Source organism: Rhodococcus sp. IEGM 1370, from assembly GCF_033142325.1.
GTDB lineage: Bacteria > Actinomycetota > Actinomycetes > Mycobacteriales > Mycobacteriaceae > Rhodococcoides.
Window position 1 is genome coordinate 24624 of the sequence record NZ_JAWLRY010000025.1, and the last position, 17475, is coordinate 42098.

Annotated in this window: 19 protein-coding genes; 2 read left to right on the forward strand and 17 right to left on the reverse strand. The window is 66.4% G+C overall.

The window, feature by feature from the left end; all coding sequences use genetic code 11:
- Nucleotides 1-7 precede the first annotated feature (7 nt).
- On the forward strand, nucleotides 8-358 hold the full coding sequence (locus R4P47_RS22245; protein WP_269596347.1) for a VOC family protein: 351 nt from the start codon (nucleotides 8-10) through the stop codon (nucleotides 356-358).
- On the opposite strand, the gene R4P47_RS22250 is transcribed toward R4P47_RS22245, so the two are convergent.
- The 9 genes from R4P47_RS22250 to R4P47_RS22290 all read right to left on the reverse strand — a co-directional run bounded on the left by R4P47_RS22250 (nucleotide 349) and on the right by R4P47_RS22290 (nucleotide 7941).
- The gene (locus R4P47_RS22250) at nucleotides 349-1458 is read right to left on the reverse strand and encodes a TDT family transporter (RefSeq protein WP_317785764.1); all 1110 of its coding nucleotides are present in this window, start codon (nucleotides 1456-1458) and stop codon (nucleotides 349-351) included. The genes R4P47_RS22245 and R4P47_RS22250 overlap by 10 nt on opposite strands.
- A 68-nt stretch (nucleotides 1459-1526) precedes the next feature.
- A complete protein-coding gene (locus R4P47_RS22255; RefSeq protein ID WP_317785765.1) occupies nucleotides 1527-2435 on the reverse strand; it encodes a LysR family transcriptional regulator in 909 nt (302 codons plus the stop codon).
- A gap of 24 nt (nucleotides 2436-2459) precedes the next feature.
- Nucleotides 2460-3317, reverse strand: coding sequence for a GIY-YIG nuclease family protein (locus R4P47_RS22260; protein ID WP_094669712.1), 858 nt, complete (start codon nucleotides 3315-3317; stop codon nucleotides 2460-2462).
- Nucleotides 3301-4476, reverse strand: coding sequence for a DNA cytosine methyltransferase (locus tag R4P47_RS22265; RefSeq protein WP_317785766.1), 1176 nt, complete (start codon nucleotides 4474-4476; stop codon nucleotides 3301-3303). The genes R4P47_RS22260 and R4P47_RS22265 overlap by 17 nt, the downstream gene beginning before the upstream one ends.
- A gap of 35 nt (nucleotides 4477-4511) precedes the next feature.
- Nucleotides 4512-5456, reverse strand: coding sequence for a copper resistance D family protein (locus R4P47_RS22270; protein ID WP_317785767.1), 945 nt, complete (start codon nucleotides 5454-5456; stop codon nucleotides 4512-4514).
- Between the two features lie 16 nt (nucleotides 5457-5472).
- Nucleotides 5473-6018: a copper resistance protein CopC gene (locus tag R4P47_RS22275; RefSeq protein WP_317785768.1), complete on the reverse strand. Its 546-nt coding sequence runs from the start codon at nucleotides 6016-6018 to the stop codon at nucleotides 5473-5475.
- Nucleotides 6015-6677 carry a YcnI family protein gene (locus R4P47_RS22280; RefSeq protein WP_317785769.1) on the reverse strand — a complete coding sequence of 221 codons (663 nt, stop codon included), beginning with the start codon at nucleotides 6675-6677 and terminating at the stop codon, nucleotides 6015-6017. The genes R4P47_RS22275 and R4P47_RS22280 overlap by 4 nt, the downstream gene beginning before the upstream one ends.
- Nucleotides 6678-6721: 44 nt before the next feature.
- On the reverse strand, nucleotides 6722-7276 hold the full coding sequence (locus R4P47_RS22285; protein ID WP_269596340.1) for a hypothetical protein: 555 nt from the start codon (nucleotides 7274-7276) through the stop codon (nucleotides 6722-6724).
- A gap of 14 nt (nucleotides 7277-7290) precedes the next feature.
- Complete coding sequence (locus tag R4P47_RS22290; RefSeq protein ID WP_037186611.1) at nucleotides 7291-7941, reverse strand: DUF6474 family protein; 651 nt, start codon at nucleotides 7939-7941, stop codon at nucleotides 7291-7293.
- A gap of 107 nt (nucleotides 7942-8048) precedes the next feature.
- Between R4P47_RS22290 and R4P47_RS22295 the strand changes: the two genes are divergently transcribed.
- Nucleotides 8049-9662 carry a TM0106 family RecB-like putative nuclease gene (locus R4P47_RS22295; RefSeq protein ID WP_411567371.1) on the forward strand — a complete coding sequence of 538 codons (1614 nt, stop codon included), beginning with the start codon at nucleotides 8049-8051 and terminating at the stop codon, nucleotides 9660-9662.
- 41 nt (nucleotides 9663-9703) lie between these two features.
- Here the strand turns inward: R4P47_RS22295 and R4P47_RS22300 are convergent, their stop codons facing one another.
- The 8 genes from R4P47_RS22300 to R4P47_RS22335 all read right to left on the reverse strand — a co-directional run bounded on the left by R4P47_RS22300 (nucleotide 9704) and on the right by R4P47_RS22335 (nucleotide 17380).
- Nucleotides 9704-10471, reverse strand: a complete 768-nt coding sequence (locus R4P47_RS22300; RefSeq protein ID WP_269596339.1) for an SDR family NAD(P)-dependent oxidoreductase — start codon at nucleotides 10469-10471, stop codon at nucleotides 9704-9706.
- Nucleotides 10472-10588: 117 nt separating this feature from the next.
- The gene (locus R4P47_RS22305; RefSeq protein WP_068045038.1) at nucleotides 10589-11428 is read right to left on the reverse strand and encodes a carbohydrate ABC transporter permease; all 840 of its coding nucleotides are present in this window, start codon (nucleotides 11426-11428) and stop codon (nucleotides 10589-10591) included.
- The gene (locus R4P47_RS22310; protein ID WP_317785770.1) at nucleotides 11425-12330 is read right to left on the reverse strand and encodes a sugar ABC transporter permease; all 906 of its coding nucleotides are present in this window, start codon (nucleotides 12328-12330) and stop codon (nucleotides 11425-11427) included. The genes R4P47_RS22305 and R4P47_RS22310 overlap by 4 nt, the downstream gene beginning before the upstream one ends.
- On the reverse strand, nucleotides 12327-13622 hold the full coding sequence (locus R4P47_RS22315) for a sugar ABC transporter substrate-binding protein (RefSeq protein ID WP_317785771.1): 1296 nt from the start codon (nucleotides 13620-13622) through the stop codon (nucleotides 12327-12329). The genes R4P47_RS22310 and R4P47_RS22315 overlap by 4 nt, the downstream gene beginning before the upstream one ends.
- An 86-nt stretch (nucleotides 13623-13708) precedes the next feature.
- Nucleotides 13709-14734 carry a hypothetical protein gene (locus R4P47_RS22320; protein WP_411567372.1) on the reverse strand — a complete coding sequence of 342 codons (1026 nt, stop codon included), beginning with the start codon at nucleotides 14732-14734 and terminating at the stop codon, nucleotides 13709-13711.
- The gene (locus R4P47_RS22325) at nucleotides 14722-15906 is read right to left on the reverse strand and encodes an ATP-binding protein (protein WP_317785773.1); all 1185 of its coding nucleotides are present in this window, start codon (nucleotides 15904-15906) and stop codon (nucleotides 14722-14724) included. Before R4P47_RS22325 ends, R4P47_RS22320 begins: the two co-directional genes overlap by 13 nt.
- Before the next feature lie 33 nt (nucleotides 15907-15939).
- Entirely contained in the window at nucleotides 15940-16644 is a 705-nt protein-coding gene (locus R4P47_RS22330; protein WP_317785774.1) for a TMEM165/GDT1 family protein, read from the reverse strand.
- A 208-nt stretch (nucleotides 16645-16852) separates the two neighbouring features.
- Nucleotides 16853-17380, reverse strand: coding sequence for a peptidase (locus tag R4P47_RS22335; protein WP_094638518.1), 528 nt, complete (start codon nucleotides 17378-17380; stop codon nucleotides 16853-16855).
- Between the last annotated feature and the right edge of the window lie 95 nt (nucleotides 17381-17475).

A 17475-nucleotide genomic window follows, 5' to 3' on the forward strand; every position in this document is an offset into this window, starting at 1 on the left:
TCCGGGCATGGATGTTCTGCGCGCGATGCCATTGCTCACGGTCACCGATCTCGATGCGGCGCTGGACAAGTACGTCCAGGTCACCGGCATGGAGGTGGTGATGAATCACGGTTGGATCGCCACGCTCGCTCCGTCGGGCGACAGTGCGGCGCAGCTCAGTCTGATCACCGCCGACCCCACCGGGCCGGTCAATCCGTCGGCATCGATCGAAGTGGACGACGTTGACGCGGCGTACCGGGCGGCGATGGACGCCGAACTCGAGATCGTCTACGAGATCACCAACGAGGAATGGGGAGTCCGCCGATTCTTCTTTCGCGATGCTGGCGGCAACGTGGTGAACGTGCTGTCTCACCTGTGATCCGGATGCAACAACTCTCCGCGCCGGATTCCGCGAACAGTGCGGGTGGCCACGGTGAGCCAGGCGGCGAGCAGTAGGACGTACAGGGCAACGGCCAGAGCCTGCACCGCACCGAAGTTCAGCGCATGACCCAACGCAGTGGCTCCGGTGACGCAAGTCCCGATGGGGAAGGTGAACGACCACCACGTCAGCGAGAATCCCAGGTTCCTGCGTGCCGCGTGCACGGTGAGAGCTGTCGCGAGCGCGAACATCAGCATTCCGAAGCCGCCCATGATCAGCCCGTAGCCGATGCCGAACACGTGTAGCCCGACGGCGATCGACGACTGTGCCCCGGTGAACACCATCGATGCGTCGGTGCCCAGCAGGTTGGCCGCCGTGATCGACTGGCCGATCAACCCCAGCGTGATCCACACGGTCGGAGCCGCGTCGACGGGCGGCAGACCGCCGTGCAGCAGACGTCCGTAGATCAGAGTCAGCGTGATCATCCCGACGATCAGCGACAGCCCGAACATCGCATAGCAGGCGCACAGCAGCGCCAGCCGCCACTGGCCCTCGGGCAGATGCGGAAGCAGCAACGCCCCTGTCGACGCCGACACCATCGGCGGGACGACGGGCATCAGCCACGCGGGCAGGGCTGCGACGTCGCGATGATCGGACGCGGTGATCATCCGAAACGGAACAACGACGCTGGTGAGCAGACCGGCGATCGTCCCGGCGATCCACAGGACGGCGAACAGCGCGGTGGCTGTGGTTGGGCCGAGCACGTCCGAGCCGAGCAGTCCCGCTCCCGCGCCGACGGTGAGCATCGCCATGGGCGGAGCGCCGTAGAACTGCACCATCACCGGGTGCCGCGCGTACTCGACGGCCCGGTCGCGGTGCCCGATCCAATGCCGCGCGAAGGCTCCACCGATCACGACCAGCGCCGTAGCGGCGATCACCCATACCGCAACGGCAAAGACGTGCAGTGCAGGAAACTGCACAGGCAGACTTGCGGCCGCAGTGGCGACGATCCCGGTACCCATCACCGCGGCGAACCAATTGGGGGTGATGTGCTCGAAAGTCCTGGGATGCACAGCGGGGGTGAGGGCGGTGACGGTCATGACTTCAGCGTGCGCGTAGCCGATCACGTCCGGTAGGTACCGAAATGTTCACTACCCATAACTGGACGTTATGACTGAGTCCTCGCCGCCACGGACAGCAATTCTGCGGCAGGGCCGGTGGGGATGCGGCCGGACGGCCAGATCGCCCGCAACTCACGACGCAGAGTCAATCCTGGGATCGGTACGCGGACCAGACTTCCCGCGGCCAACTCGGGGGCGACGGCCAACGAGCTCAGCACGGCTCCGCCGATTCCCGCCCCGACGGCGGACTTGATCGCCGTCGTCGAGGAGACCTCGAGGAGCGGCGACGTCGGGCGTCCGAGACCCGCTGCAGCCACAGCGCTTTCGTAGGCCGAGCGCGTTCCCGACCCCGCCTCCCGCGTCACCAGTGCGGTGGCGACGATCTCGACGGCCGAGGGCGCGGTGACTGCCCAGGCGTGATCCGGTGCCACCACCAGTACCAGCTCGTCGGTGGCAACTGTCCGGTGGTCCAGAGCTGCAGGGACACTCGGGCTTTCGATGAAGCCGAGGTCGGCAGCGCCCGCAAGCACTCTCTGGGCGACCACTGTGGAATTGCCCGACGTGAGGCTCGGCACGATGTGGGGAACGAGCGTGTGGAGCGTGACCAGCCAACGCGGCAGAAGATACTCGGCGACAGTCTGACTCGCGGCGATCTGCACATGGCCGACGCGTTCGGCGTGCAACGTGGCGATGGCCGTCGCCAGGTCCTCGGCGGACCGCACGACCGGCGCTGCCCAACTCGCGACCAGCTCGCCGAACTCGGTCAGCACCGTTCCGCGTGCGCCTCGTTTCAGTAAAGGAGCGCCGACCCGTCGTTCCAGCGCACGGATACGCGCGCTGGCCGCGGGCTGCGACATGCCGTGCGCTCGACCCGCTCGCCCGATGCTGCCGAGCTCGGCGACCGACAGCAGCAGGTCGATGCTGGTGAGATCGGCAACGTGAGGGGGGAGCGGCACAGGGCGAGCGTACGACGACCCGAGTCAGAACTCGCTGAACAGGTCCAACTCGCCTTCGGGGTCGGTGGCCCCTTCGATGTCTTCGGGCTCGTCGTCCGAGTCCGGGGCGCGCTCGTGCAGCACCGAACCCACCAGCGCGGTGACGTCGATCGCGGCGGGATCGGGGATGGGGTGTCCCTCGACGAAGGCGAGTCGCTCGGCCGACAGGTAGGCCAGACGCACGGCCTGGACCACGAGGACGCGTCGTAGACCCTCGGAGACCTCACCGCGTTCGCGAGTGACGGCAGCCAGCCGTGAGATGGTCTCGGCGCGGCGCGCGATGCGAATGTCGGGGTGCCCGCGCTCGCGGCGGGTCTGCTCGGAGATGAGCGACCGACGCAGCGACGCGGGGAGTGCGATGGGCTCCGAGACCGGCGGAATCTTCTCGTTGAGGATCGCCTTGTGTCGCGACTTGTCGATGGCCTCGAGATACGCGGTGTACTCGTGCGCATTCAGATCACGCTCGGCCGCGCGGAATTGCTCTGCGCCGTCGGACTTCTTGAGATCCTCGTACTGCCACAGCGGCCAGATCTCGATCTCCGCGACCTCGAAGACGTCGAGGACCCGCATCGCGACCGCGTCGGTTCGCTGGTTGGTCAGATGGCGCTGCACCCGGACGCTGAGCTTCTCCTTGGTCTGCCCCACGTAGATCGGCTCACCGTCGTAATCGTAGAACGCGTAAACGCCCCATTTGGCCGCCGACCACACTCGACCCTGATCGTCCTTCTCGCTCAGCACTTCTCGTAGTGCGGTGCGAAAGGACTGGACGTCGTCCGCGGGAAGGGTGCTCTTGCGCGGCGCGACGGCGGACGACCGCAGCGAGGACTTACCGTGACTGGACATGCGCCGCAGCAGAATCGAACGATCCGTTGACCAGCGGCATCAGATAGTGCTCGGCCAGCCAGGCGACCACGGGAACGCACACCGCATCACCGAAACCGAAGAGCGCCTGGTTGTTTCGCAGCCCGTCGAGTGAGTACTCGCCGGCACCCATCAGGCGGGCGTATTCGAGTGGCGTCATCCACCGCACCTGCAACCGGCCGTTGCCCATCTTGACCACCGCTTGCTTGGACGAACCGCCGCGGGCGGTGCGGAGGCAACCGGAGATGTCGTCGGGGCGAGCTTCCCAGACGGCGACGCCGTTACGGGTGCGTCGGTAGGCGGTGCGGTAGCTGACCTTGCGGGCCTTCTTCAGAATCTCGATGCGCTGCAACTGAATCGGCGACAAGGACTGCACGAATGCTGCGGTACGGTCTGCATCCCACCACCGCTCGTCGCGGTAGTCCATGCGCTCGACAAGATCACCGAGGCCACTGGTCAACGGAATCGGCGGACTCGGCAAGGGTGCCCGATGGGTCAGCAACGTCGAATCGCCGTACACCGCCTGCAGCCAATCCGGCCGAAGCTCGCTGTTGGGATCGCGGGCATCGTCCGGGGGATTCTGCGCACCGACCAGGAAAAGGCGCGGACGCGACTGCGGAACGAAGCGTCGAGCATCGATGGTGAGGACATCCACGGAGTAGCCGAGTTCGTTGAGCTCCCGGACCGCTGCGGCCAGATCGTCTCCACCGTGGCTGGTAGCCAGCCCGACGACGTTCTCGAGCGTCACCACCTCGGGCCGAGCATCACCGAGCTCGCTCAACACCCGCGTGAAATGTCGAAACGTCGAAGAATTCTTACCCGCGAGCCCGGCCCGGCCGCCGGCCAACGACAGATCGGTGCACGGAAACGACGCCCACGCCAACGACAGACCCTCGGGCAGATCGTCTCCTCGGGTGCGTGCGACATCGCCGAGCTGAAAATGGCCGGCATCGTCACCGAAGTGCTGGCGGTACATGTGATGCTTGTCGCGCTCGATGTCGTTGGCCCACGAGACCTCGAAACCGGCCTGCTCCAAACCCATTCGCACCAGGCCGATACCGGCGAAGAACTCCGCGACAGTGTGGATCCGACCGAGCGCAGGTGCCGAAGAACCACCCGGCACCACAGTCAACTTCGGCATGCACCCAGGCTAGTACAGAGCGCCGACAAGCTTGGTTATGCAGTGGTCGCCAGCGCCGCAGCCAAGCCGAACGCCACCGCCAGCAGGCAGATGTGCGCTGCGGCTCGGCCCACCGAGTGCTCGACGGTGGATCGGTGCGCGGCGACGGTGGGTAACCACGTCCCACGGATTCGGTGAGCGGAGGCGATCAGGATCACCGTGACGAGAAGCTTCGCGAGAACGATTCGGCCGTAACCGGTCTCGACCACGGCAGAAAGGCTGTCCAGCTTCAGGACCGCGTCGAGCACCCCGGTGGTGGCAACCCCGACGACGCACCAGAACGCGACTCGCGAATAGACCGGCAACAGCGTCGCCCACGCGGATTTGCTCCGTAGGCTCAGCGCCATCGCACCCAGGACGCCGAGCCACACCGACGCGCACACCACATGCACGGCGACGGCAAAAGAGCCGAACGTGAACTGAGACATGTGCCCGGTGATCGGCCGAGCGACCAGCGCAAGGGATGCCAGCACGACCACCGGGATCGGTGACCAGCTCGCCCTCAGCCGATACCCGGCCACCCCGATGGCGCACAGGGCGAGCGTCAGGATCACCGTCGCAGAACCCAGACGGCCCACCGAGATCGAGGTGGCGAACGTGGCGAAAGCGCTGGGCGACAGGGTCAGTGGCGTGCGACCGGCAGAATCTGCTGCCGCGGCGGCGAGCAGAACGAACTCGGCCACCGCCCACAGCCCCGACAGGTAGCCGATCGCGCGCCACATCACCGGCGGGTCCACGGCGGGGCGTCGGGAATCGGAACTGGCGTCCAGGACGGCGAGAACCCCGAACCCCAACACCACCGAACCCGACGCCACCGCGATCACCCGTAGCCACGACGACCCACCGGGAAAGGTGGGATACGCCAGCGCGAATGCCGCCGCGACCCCCACCAGCGCCGCAGCTGCGGCGGCGAGTACCAGCCGAACACTTCTCTCGCCCACCGCAGCCACGTCGGTGCTACTTCCGCGTCTTGGGCTTACGGAGTGCGAACCCCAATGCCCCGGCGAAGGCCAGAACCGCCACGGCGATCAGCGCGATGCGACCGTAGCCGCCGAGGAACGAGCCCTCGGACTCCTCTGCGCTTCCCGACGCGTCGGCGGGTGCCCCTGGTGTCCCTGACCCCTCCTGCGTCAGCGTGAACGACGCTGTGCCGCTGACCGGATGGCCATCGGCCGAGGTGATGCGATACGCGAGGGTGTACTCGCCGACCGGCCCCAGTTCACCGACGTCGACGACGACGCTCTGGCCCTCGATGCGTGCATCACCCTTCGACCAGATGTTGCCGTCGGGCCCGACGACGTTGAGCGTGGCGAACTGCGACTGCGGCACCTCGTTGAACGACACGGACGCCGTCGCCGAAGACGAGTCCAGGGAGGAACCGTCGGCCGGGCTGTAGCCGGTGACCTGCGAGTGCGCCGAGGCGATCGGTGCCGCGATCAACAGCATCAGCAGTGCTGCGACCGAGACGACCAGCGCCCTCGTTGACAAGACCAGCGATCTCATGAGCGCCGCGCCCTGATCGTTGCACCGATGCCAAGACCTGCACCGACGGCACCGAGCACGAGTCCGACGCCGGCGAGCCAGCGGGCGGTGTTGTCCTCCGACGACGTCGACGCCTCGGTCGTCGTGGTGGTCTCGCTGTGGGCGCTGCCGTGCGCATCACCACTGCCGGCCGCGGCGAGAGTCAGGGTGGGAGCGGGCAATTCGGGCTCGCTACCGTCCTCGGTCATCGGCTCGTTCCAGTCGACGACCTCACCGTCGGTGTAGGTCTGGGTGGCCGGGAACGAGACGGTCTCCTGCTCGGGCAGCGGGCCCGCCGAGAGCAGGAACTGCTGGAACTGGCCTGGCCCGACCTCGGAACCGGGGTTCGCCGTCCACGTCACCGACACCGCGAGATCGGCGGAGTCCTTCTCGACGGTGGACGTCCAGCCCGGAACGGGCTGTGTGCGAGCGGAATTGAGGCCGGGGAGGGTCACCTTGACCGAACTGGTCGAGGCGGTATCGGACTCGGTGGGAACGCGGAACGTCAGCACCGAGTAGCCGCCCTGCGCGGCGTCGGGAGCGGAGACGACGACGTGCGCGGACGCTGCGCCTGCGCCGATCAGCAGTGCGCCGACGGTGGCTCCCGAGACGAACAGGGCACGGGAAAGAGAGCTCTTCATGGGTTGGGTCATTTCTGTGCAGAGAAGCGGAACAAGGATGTCGGTCAGAACGCCGACCGCGAGTGGAGCCCGCGGAACGAGCAAGACGACACCGGGGGCCCGCGACGAGAGATGACCCAGTCGAGAGCGGCGCCGTCTACCGACGGAACCGCGACGGACATGGACACGCGACCGACGGCGGAACCGTCGGGCAGGGGAGTGAGGAGCGCAAGAATCGCTCGGACGATGGACGTGATCGGGCCGTAGAGGCGCTCGGCCGCGGCGATCATCAGGCCGGTGACGACCGAGGCGGCCGCGTGAAAGGCGATCATCGCTGTGCTGGGCAACAGTGAATGCGCGTGCATCTCCGCTGCACTGCCGAGGCTCAGCGCGATGTGGGCGACGAGTTGTCCGCCCAGCAGAGCGGGAAGCAGCAGGACGGTCGAACGTCTGGGCAGGGCCGTCATGGCACCCACCCCGATGCTGACGACGACAAGCAGAGCCAGTGCGGAACCGTCGGGCCAACCGCCGTCGGCCATGCCGTGAGCGGCGACTGCGAGCGCCGCGGTGACGATACCGACAGCTCCGCCGCGAAGCGGGGCGGCAGAGCTGTCGGTCATCGGTTGTGCAGGGTTCAGCGCACGCCGAGGCGGGCGAGCAGATCGGCCTCGATGCCGTCGAGCTCTGCGGAGATCGCGGCGTGCGCGGTCTTGCGGCGAGCGGGCGGCATCTGCTCGGATGCGCGGACGGCGGTGGTCAGATCGTCCAGACGCTCGCTGATCGCGGCACCGAAGCTCTTGGTCTCGGGATCGGAGTGGCGCGCACCGATGGTGTCGAGCGATTTCTCGGCACCGGCGATGCGGGCACTGAGCTTTCCGCCGTGGCCGGTGTATTCGCTGAGCTGGTCGGGAGCGACACCGAGCTGCTGTGCCTTGCGGCTGTCCAGCTGCGCGCGAACGACCGTCGCACCGCGGTAGAGGATGGGAGCCAGCACCGGAATCAGCAGTCGAGCGATGCCGAGGTACTTGCGGATCTGAGCCACGCTGAGCGTTCCCTGCACCGCGGCCTTCTGCTGCGCCTTGAGCGCGGAGACCTGGGCCTTCTCGACGTTCTTCTGCGACTTCGCCTCCACAGCGCTGAGCTTGCGCTGCGCCTTGGCGATCGACTTCAACTGCTTGCGCTCGTTCTTCGCGCCCAGCTTCGCTTCGAGTGTTGCCTTGTGCTTGAGCGCCTTGGCCTCTGCCTTGCGAGTGGCTCGACCCTTACGCTTGCGGAACAAACCCATCGAAAAGGCTCCTGACGTGTGCTGCTAGGCGGGACAGTGCGTTACCCACACCCTATCGGGCGCTGATCTGTGCAGGCTGTCGGAGGGCTGACCTAGTGTCTAACAGTGTGAACGGTCAACGAGGCGCGGCAGCCACATCTCCTGTGCCCGTGCTGCTCGATGCCGGATCGTTGACGCGGTGCAGGCATCGGCTCTATCTCGACACCGCGTACGGATCGTTGCTGCGCGGTGAACCCGAGAACCCAGGGGTGCGGCAGCGTCGAGAAGCAGCTCAGGCTCACCGCGAGAACGTCCGTGCGCAGTTGGCGGTCGGCGATTCGATGCGGTGGATCGAGATCGACGAACCCACCGCCCGAGAGGCGGCCGACGCGACCGTCGCCGCCTGCCGGGCCGGCGTGGAACGCATCTGGAACGCGGTATTGCCCCTCGAACGCGACACCGGTCGACGCGGGCGCAGCGAATTGCTCATCCGTGACGCGGCGGGCGGATACATCCCGGTGATCGCCGTCAACCACAAGGTCACCGACCCCGGCCGTGGGGCGCGCACCACCCCGCTCGACCAGTGGTCTCCGGCGATCGACGAGACTCGAAAGGTGCGCAGTCAGCTGCGCGATCAACTCCGGCTCGCGCACCTGTATCGGATGCTCGCGCACGAGGGCCTGGCCACGGCCACACCCGTCGGCGGCGCAGTGGGCTACAAGGGTGAATGCATGCTGGTGCACGATCTCACGACGGTCCTCGACGAGTACGACACCCGCTTCGCGGACCGGCTCGCGGTGGCCCAGGGCGTCGCGTTCACCGTGCCCTCCCAGGTGAGCGAATGTCGTTCGTGTGCATGGTGGTTCGACTGCAAGCCGCAACTCGAAGCCGTTCGGGACGTCTCGCTTGTCGCCTCCGGGTCCCGCGCCGAGGTGTTGCGCAGCGCGGGCGTGCGCACCATCGACGAGTTGGCGCAGTGGACCGGCCCGGCTCCCGAGGAGTGGCCGTTCGGCAACTTCGACGACGCCGTGTCCGCCGCGCTGGCCTGGCGAGCGGACGTGCCGCTGCTCCGGCGCTCGGAGACCGTCTCGGTGCATCGCGCCGACGTCGAGGTGGACGTGGACATGGAGAGCTACCAGGAACACGGCGCGTATCTGTGGGGCACGCTGCTCACCGAGGCAGGCGGCCCGCCGCCGTCGTATCGGGGTTTCGTCACGTGGGATCCGCTGCCGACCGTCGACGAGGGACGCTCGTTTGCGGTGTTCTGGAACTGGTTGATGGACACCAGGGCCGACGCGGCTGCGCGCGGCAAAACCTTTGCCGCCTATTGCTATTCGCGACAGGCGGAAGACAAGTGGCTGCTCGACTCGGCTCGCCGTTTCGCGGACGTTCCCGGGGTTCCCACCGAGGCGCAGATTCGCGAGTTCATCGACAGCGAGCAGTGGGTGGACATCTACCAGGCCGTGAGCGATCAGTTCATCTGCCCGAACGGCAAGGGACTGAAAAAGATTGCGCCTGTCGCAGGATTTTCGTGGCGAGACGACGAAGCCGGCGGCGAGGCGTCGATGGGGTGGTACCGGGAAGCCGTCGGATACGACGCCGAGCCCGACCACACGCAGCGCGAGCGACTGCTCGTCTACAACGAGGACGACGTTCTGGCGACGAAAGTGTTGCGCGAGTGGATGTCCGACCGCGCGGAAAAGGAAATCCCGACGGTGGCGGACCTGCGCGCTCGCGCGTGACCCCGCCTCGATCGGCGGGGCCACGCGCCAGTGGTCAGTGATTAACGCGGAGCCATGCGGATTGCGCCGTCCATGCGGATGGTCTCACCGTTGAGGTAATCGTGCTCGGCGATCATCTGGACCAGCTGCGCGTACTCGCTGGGCTGCGCCAGACGTGAGGGGAACGGCACCGACGCCTCGAGGCCCTGACGGTATTCCTCGGTGACGCCTGCCAGCATCGGGGTGTCGACGATGCCGGGGGCGATGGTGTTGACGCGGATGCCGACCTGCGCCAGGTCGCGAGCTGCGGTGATGGTCATCGCGTGCACGCCGCCCTTGGAGGCGGTGTAGGCGATCTGACCGATCTGGCCCTCGAACGCCGCGACCGAGGCCGTGTTGATGACGACGCCGCGCTGGCCCGCATCGTCGACGGTCGACTGCGACTGCATCCGGTTCGCGGCCAGGCGCATCACGTTGAACGTGCCGAGCAGGTTGATGGTGATGACGGTGCGGAACAGCTCGAGATCGTGCGGTCCCTTCTTGGACAGAATGCGGCCCGCCCAGCCGACGCCTGCACAGTTGACGACGATGCGCAGCGGCACACCGGATGCGACGATCGTGTCCAGTGCGGCCTCGACCTCGGCCTCGCTGGTGACGTCCGCGGGGAGCAGCGTCACCCCTGCCGGGACGCTGTCTCCGGCACGCTCGATGGACTGCGGCAGATCGAGACCGAAGACGGTGACGCCCGCGGCGGCCAGACGTGCGGCCGTTGCGGCACCGAGGCCCGATGCCCCGCCGGTGACAAGTGCTGCTGTTCCTGAAATCTCCACGTCGTACGATCCCCTTCGCTCACGGTGGCGGGCCGCGGCACAGGCTGCGACCTCGTAGTCGCTTGCACCATAACCGGCGGGGCACCTCACCCGCCCTCAGGCACCCTGGAGTGGGGCCTACTTGATACCGCTGCGCGCGAATCCGGCGATGAAGTATTTTTGGAAGAACAGAAACAGCAACGCCATCGGCACGACGTTGATCAGCGCGAACGCCATCGTGGCACCGTAGTCACTGTTCGCCTGGCCTTGCAGGTACAGCAGGCCGATCGGCAGTGTGAACAGCTCGTTCTCACGCAGCGCGATCAGTGGCCACGCGAAGTCGTTCCACGATTGCAGCAGACTCATGAAGGCGAGGACGGCGATGAGCGGTCCCGACAAGGGCAGCACGACGCGTCGGAAGATCTGCCAATGCCCGGCACCGTCGAGTCGGGCCGCCTCGAGCAGCTCACGGGGAATGCCGAGCATGAACTGGCGCGCGAGGAACAGCCCGAACGCCGACGCCGAACTCGGCAGGATCACCGCCCAGTACGTGCCGTACAGGCCGAGCCCCACCACGATGCGGAACAGCGCCACCATGATCACCTGCACGGGCAGTACCAACGTTGCCAGCGCAATGAAGAACAGCGGCGTCGAGAATCGGAACTTCAAGTGCGCGAACGCATATCCCGCGAGCAGACTCGTCACCACGGTGATGATCGTAACCACGACGGCAATGGCGATCGAGTTGCCCAGCCACGTCGCGACCGGGAACGAGTCGAACACGCGGGTGACGTTCTCCCACGTCACCTGGCGCGGCCACAGCCGTAGCTCACCCCCGCCCAGCAATTCCCCGCGAGTCGAGAACGCCACGGCCAGCATCCAATACAGCGGTGCGACGGTGATCAGGCCGATGACGGCGATGATCACGGTGCGCAGGACCAGTGCGCGGCGAGCGGACGCGTTTCTCGGCCCGCTCATTCGACCAGATCCTTCGTTCGGCTCGCGCGCCATTGCGCGGCGGCGAAGGTGAGGGCGAACAGGAACAGCACCATGCCGATCGATGCGGCGTAGCCCTGATCGCGGGTGACGAAGCCCGTCTCGTAGGCGTAGGTGACCAGGACCGAGGTCGCCCCGCCCGGTCCGCCGCCGGTGAGGACGAAGACCAGATCGAACACCTGGAACGAGTAGATGACGTTGAGCACCAGCAGGAAGAACGACGTGGGACCCAGCAGCGGCACCGTCACGTTGCGGAAGCGTTGGAATGCGTTCGCGCCGTCCAGCCGGGCTGCCTCGTGCAGGTCGGGACCGAGACCTTGAAGACCGGCCAGGTAGATCAGCATGTTCAACCCGGTGCGCCACCACACAGTGGCGATGACGATCGACGCGAAAGCCGGCCCGGGGGAGGACTGCCAGTCGATAGCAGGCAGCCCGAGGAAACCGATGAGATTGTTCAGCACGCCCGAGTTCTGGTCGAACACCAGAATGCCGATCAGTCCGGTGGCCACGCCCGAGACGGCCATCGGCAGGATCACCAGTGAGCGCCACAGCGGCCGCGCCGGCAACGCGGAATTGAGCAGTACCGCAGCGATCAGACCGAACAGCATCGACAGCGGAGTGACCAACGCCGTGAACAGCAGCGTGTTGATCAGCGCCCGCCAGAACAGCGGATCATCCACCAGGCGAGCGTAATTGGCTGCCCCGACGAATTCGCCCGCACCGAAGCCGTCTGTCTGCTGCAGGCTGACGACAAACGCGGCGACGAGAGGGACGAGGACGAACACGGCCAACAGTGCATAGCTGGGGGCCAGGAATCCGGCGGCCGCGAACGCTTCTTTCCTGGCCCCGGCGCGTTTGGTCTTCGCTCGTACTACAGCCGTCATGCGCCGGTGACCCCGGCGATTCCGCTCTGCAACGCCGAGACGGTGGCAGCGGCATCCTGCGAACCGGCGAACGCAAGATCGAGCTGCTCCTTCAGAACCGGAATGATCGCCGACATCGACGGCGACGCCACCTGAGCGGCATCCTGCGGCTGCACCGTAGTGGCCTGAGCTGCGAAGATCGGGGCCAGCTCCGACCGGATATCGAACTCGAGGTCGGAGTTGAGCAGATCGGTACGCGTCGGCAGCAACGAGGCGGCCCTGCAGAAGTTGCGCATCTGTTCCTGCTGGGTGACGAACTCCAGGAACGACGCCGCCAGTTCCGGCTGCGAGGTCTGCGACGTCGCGACGAGTGCGTTGCCACCGAAGTCGCCGCCGCCCCGGCGATCTCGGGGAGCGTAGGTTGCCGTCCAATCGAAACTGGCCGTCGCATCGGCGTCGGGCAATTGGAACGCACCCGACCACACCATCGCCACCGATTGCGAGAACCACGCCTCGCTGGCGTAACTCGACGACGCGATGGTGTTGTTCGCCGGCACGTAGCCGTTCGAGAAGAACGACGAAGAGAATTCGACGGCTCGGCGCGCCTCGTCGGAGTCGATCAGGGGAGTCTTCTGGTCCTCGGCCAGGAAGGACCCGCCGGCCTGGAACAGCAGACTCAACCAGCGGGTGACACCGTTACCCTGCCAGTTGTAGGCCCACGGGTACATGTCGGCCGGCAGCGAGGAACGCAGTCGATCGCCGATCGACGCCAACTCGTCCCACGTCCAGGCGTCGTCCAGGCTTGTCGGAACCGAGTCGATACCGGCCTGCGACAACAGGTTTCGGTTCACCAGAATTGCGGAAGTATCGGTGTGGTGCGGTAGGCCGTAGGGGATTCCGCCGTTCTGCACTGCGGCCCACGCTGTGGGCGTGAACTGATCCCGCGTGTCCGACGCCAACAGCGGCGACAGATCCAGCAGTTGGCCTCGGCCGGCATATGCACCGAACGTGTAATACGGGACGCGGAAGATGTCGGGTGGATTGCCCGCCTGCAGCTGGGCGTCGATGTTGGTGAACATCTGCTCGTACGGCACCGCGTTGAGGGTGATCGTCGTCCCGGGATTGGTCGCCTCGAACGCGCTGATCGAGTCCCGGAAGCCGGCCAGCTCGGCATCGGTACCCCAGGTGGTGAACGTGAGTGTGCCCTCGGTCTGCTGCGACGGGCTGGATCTGACGAAGCCGCATCCGGCCAACAGCAACGGTACTGCGGCAGCACCGGATCCGATCAGAAACGAGCGACGATCGAGTGCCATGAAAGATCTCCGTTCACCGGCTGCAGCTGTACAGACCGACTGGTCCGCCGCAGAGTAGCCAGGGGAGCAGCGGTCCAAACCACTGTTCAGCGCCGGACGTGACCGGTTTCGTCGTACTCGACGCGGTGCGCACCGTCGCCCAGGTCGTCGAGCAGAATCGTCGCCGCCGCCGTCCGACCGGGCGGTAGAAGGCGGACCGTGACCGCGCCCGCCTCGGCGGCATCGAGAGCACCCGACGCGGCGGCCACGATGCGTTCACGGGCGTCGTCGTCGAGTACGTCCGGGGATCGGTCGTCGAGCATCATCACCTCCACCCCGCGGGCCCGAGCGGACCTGGCGGCGCGAGCGAGATCGGGTCGCACCAGACCGCGGGCGCGGAGGGAATCGCGGAGCTCGGCTTCGAGGAGTCGACACGCGAGGATTTCCTCCTCGGTGGGATCGGGACCGTCGGCGATGCGCTGCAGCAACGGACGGGCCAACGCGTCGAGACTGGCCAGGCGAGCGTCGCGTTCCTCGAGCACGGCCGCCGCCGCGGCCTGGGACGCGATACGCACCGTCGACTGCTTGCGCAGCTCGAAAATTGCGGCGGCCAAGGGACGAATGGTGAAGGCGAAGAACGTCGCCATCAACAGCGGCGCGATGTTGATCGCGCTGAACGAGAGCCCGTACAGAAATCCCTGACCCGTCACCACCGCCCACCCGATGGCCACCGACATGGTCAGTGCCAGCCCGAGCCACGCGGCCGGGGTCCGGCCGCGGACACACATGAAGGTGTAGATCACCACCGACATCCCCAGGGGCCACGTTTGCAAGCTTCCGGTCAGCGGCACCGGCAGGACGGCGAAGACCAGAGCGGCTGCCACCGGGCCCGATACGGTCATCAGTGCGGTCGACCGCGCGGTCAGTGGGTCACCCGGTGCCCGGAGCAGCAGGATGACCGCGGCCGAGAGCACGAGCACCGCTGCGTATTCGGGCCACACTGCGGACACCCCGGTCAGGGTTGCGGATGCGCACACCAGGCACGCGAGGACGAAGAAACCGGCCACCGCATACGCCGCCGCCGACCTCATCGACAGCAGGTCGCGGATGTCTTGGCCGTTCAACGCTTCCACCCCAATCGCACGGTGGTGCCTGCGGTGGAGGATTCGATCTCGGCCGACCCGCCGTCGAGTTGACGCATCCGGCCTTCGATGCTGACGGCGACGCCGAGTCGGTGGGGCGGCACCGAACGTCGATCGAAGCCGATGCCGTTGTCCTGAACGGTGACCTGCAACGTCGACGGTGCCAGCCGGGCGGAGACCGACCGTTCCGATGCCTGTGCGTGAATCAGACTGTTGCGCAAAGCCTCTGCCAGTGCAGCGGCGATGGCGCGTACCGTCTCGGCCGGGTAGTGCTCTGTCCGCTCGAGCGCGCCCTCGTGCACGGTGAAGTCGATCGACTCGTCCACTGTCGTTGCTGCAGAACGAAGCTGAGCCAGAGTCTCGTCGGCCGAGAACGTCTCGGAGACGGTGCCGGTGGTCAGGTCATCGAGATGCAGCAGAGTCGAGCGCGCCTGACGCGCCAGGCTGGGCGTGCGGCCATGGCGGGCAACAGCCAGCAGCGAAGACATGACCTCGTCGTGGATCAGCGCGTCGAATCGTTCGCGCTCGACCTCACGCGCGGTGGCCGCGGCCGCCCGGGCTGCGTCGTCGTGTGTCGTCGAGATCGTCGCGTCGAGAATGCGTCCGGTGCGTACCGCGGCGAGTGTGGCGGCCACGAACACCGTGCAGAACATCATCGCGAAGAAGATCTCCGCAATGATGTTGCTGCGGGGGAACGGTTCTCGCACAGCCTGGTTGGCCAGCTGCACAAGAACGACGCTGACGCTCATGTGGATGAACGCCGGGACGGGGTGCCACACCGTGGCGGCGGCGAGTGCCGCCAAGCCGGGAAATACCGAGAGAAACGTCCCGGCTTGATCGAACGTCTCGCCGTCCCAAGCCACCCACCACAGCAGGGCCATGATCGGGAACGCCAACGCGGCCACGGAACCGGCAATGCGAATGACCCCGATGCTCGGGTGAAAGGTGGAGGCCGCGAACGCGAATCCGGTGCCGAACACGACCGCAACGGTGACCGGAGTCCACCAACCGGGAACCACCTCGCTGCTCCGTGCGATATCCGGGATCAACAGCAGCAGATAGATGAGATAGCCGGTACCGACGAAACGGCCGAAGATTCTGATCAGCCGGTCGGTCGAGTGGTGCGCCGCGTCGGTCGTACTCACCTGCTGCTCGTTGTTCATGCACCCCTCCCGGGAGAGGAGTGTAAACCAAGGTCAGGCGTGTTCGGTGCTGGTCTGCTGTGCCGATTCCCGCGCTGCCTTGATGCGGGAGCGTCGAACGAAGACGGCGACGACGACGGCGGAGATCGCGACGACTGCTCCGGCAGCGATGTAGGGAGCTGCGGTGCCGGGCATCAGGCCCTCGAAGAACAGGACGGCACCGAAGACGAAGAACAGGATGGCCGCGCCGTACTGGATCATGCGCTCCGGCAGGTGCTTTCCGAGTACCGCGCCGACCACGATGGCGAGTGCATCGGCAGCGACCATGCCGACGGTGGAGCCGATCCACACGCCCACCCAGTCGTTGTCGGCGGCGAGAGTGACGGTGGCCAGCATCGTCTTGTCGCCGAGCTCGGCCAGGAAGAACGCCGACGCGATCGCGAGGAATGCGGATTTGGTGACCCGGGAGGCCTTCGCGCCCTCGTCGTCGGACAGGGAGTCGCCGCGTAGCGTCCAGAGACCGAAGATGACGAACGCGATGCCGCCGACGATGGAGATCGCCTCGGTGGGAATCGATACACCGAGGAAGTGGCCGACCGCGACCGAGACCAGGTGCACCACGGTGGTGGCAACGGTGATGCCGCCGATGACGACGTACCACTTGTAGCGCAGGGCGAATGTCATGGCCATGAGTTGGGACTTGTCACCCAGCTCGGCGACGAAAATGACAGCGAAACTCAACAGTAATGCGGACAGCACAGCGGACTCCTCGGTCGTCGATAGGACCGAAGGTCTCGCCCACCGGAACTGGCCGGTTCAGGTGCCGGGTTGCATTCGAGCAACCAGTATGTCGACACGGTGATTGGGGGCTACTCCCCTTCGCTGCACACGACTGTAGGGGTGTCGTCGCGAAATGTCCAATGCGACAATAAGTTTGGGTTCCCGAAAATTCGTGTGCGGACAGCGGTCAGGATGCGAGGAGCATCGCCAAAACTGCGGTGTCGGGATCGCTGATGGGATCGAGACCCACCCGGCTGACCATCGAGGTCACGGTGCCGTCGGATTCGGCCTCCACCCAGGCCGCCCGATGGTCGAGTCCGAGATGTGGAAGGCCGGGGAGCAGAACGCAGCCGGACGCCGCGCCGACACATTCCGGGAGCGTCGGTGTCGTCTCCGACGGTGGATGCAGCATCAGCAAGGCGGCAGGTTGATGCGCGGCGAACCGTCCGGGAGCCAACGCGAAGTCACCGATCACCGGACCCTCGGCGACGACCAAGCCGACCGTTCCCGGCGCGGGGTCGTCGGGCAATTCCTCACGCACCCCGAACACCGTCGACGTCGCCAACAGGCCCGGCATCGAGGCCACCCGCACAGCGAGGGCCAGAAACTGGGCCCATTCCTTGGTGGTGTCCGGCCAGCGGCCGGAAACAACGAATCCGCGCAGCAGACCGGCGGCATGAAACGGTGAAACACCGATGAGATCTCGCTCGTCCATCTCGATCGTTCCTCCCAGACAGGTACAGGGCTCGAAGCCGGGTACACGACGTTGGGTAGGAAGAGAATGACGCGAAAACGGCTGGCACACAAGAT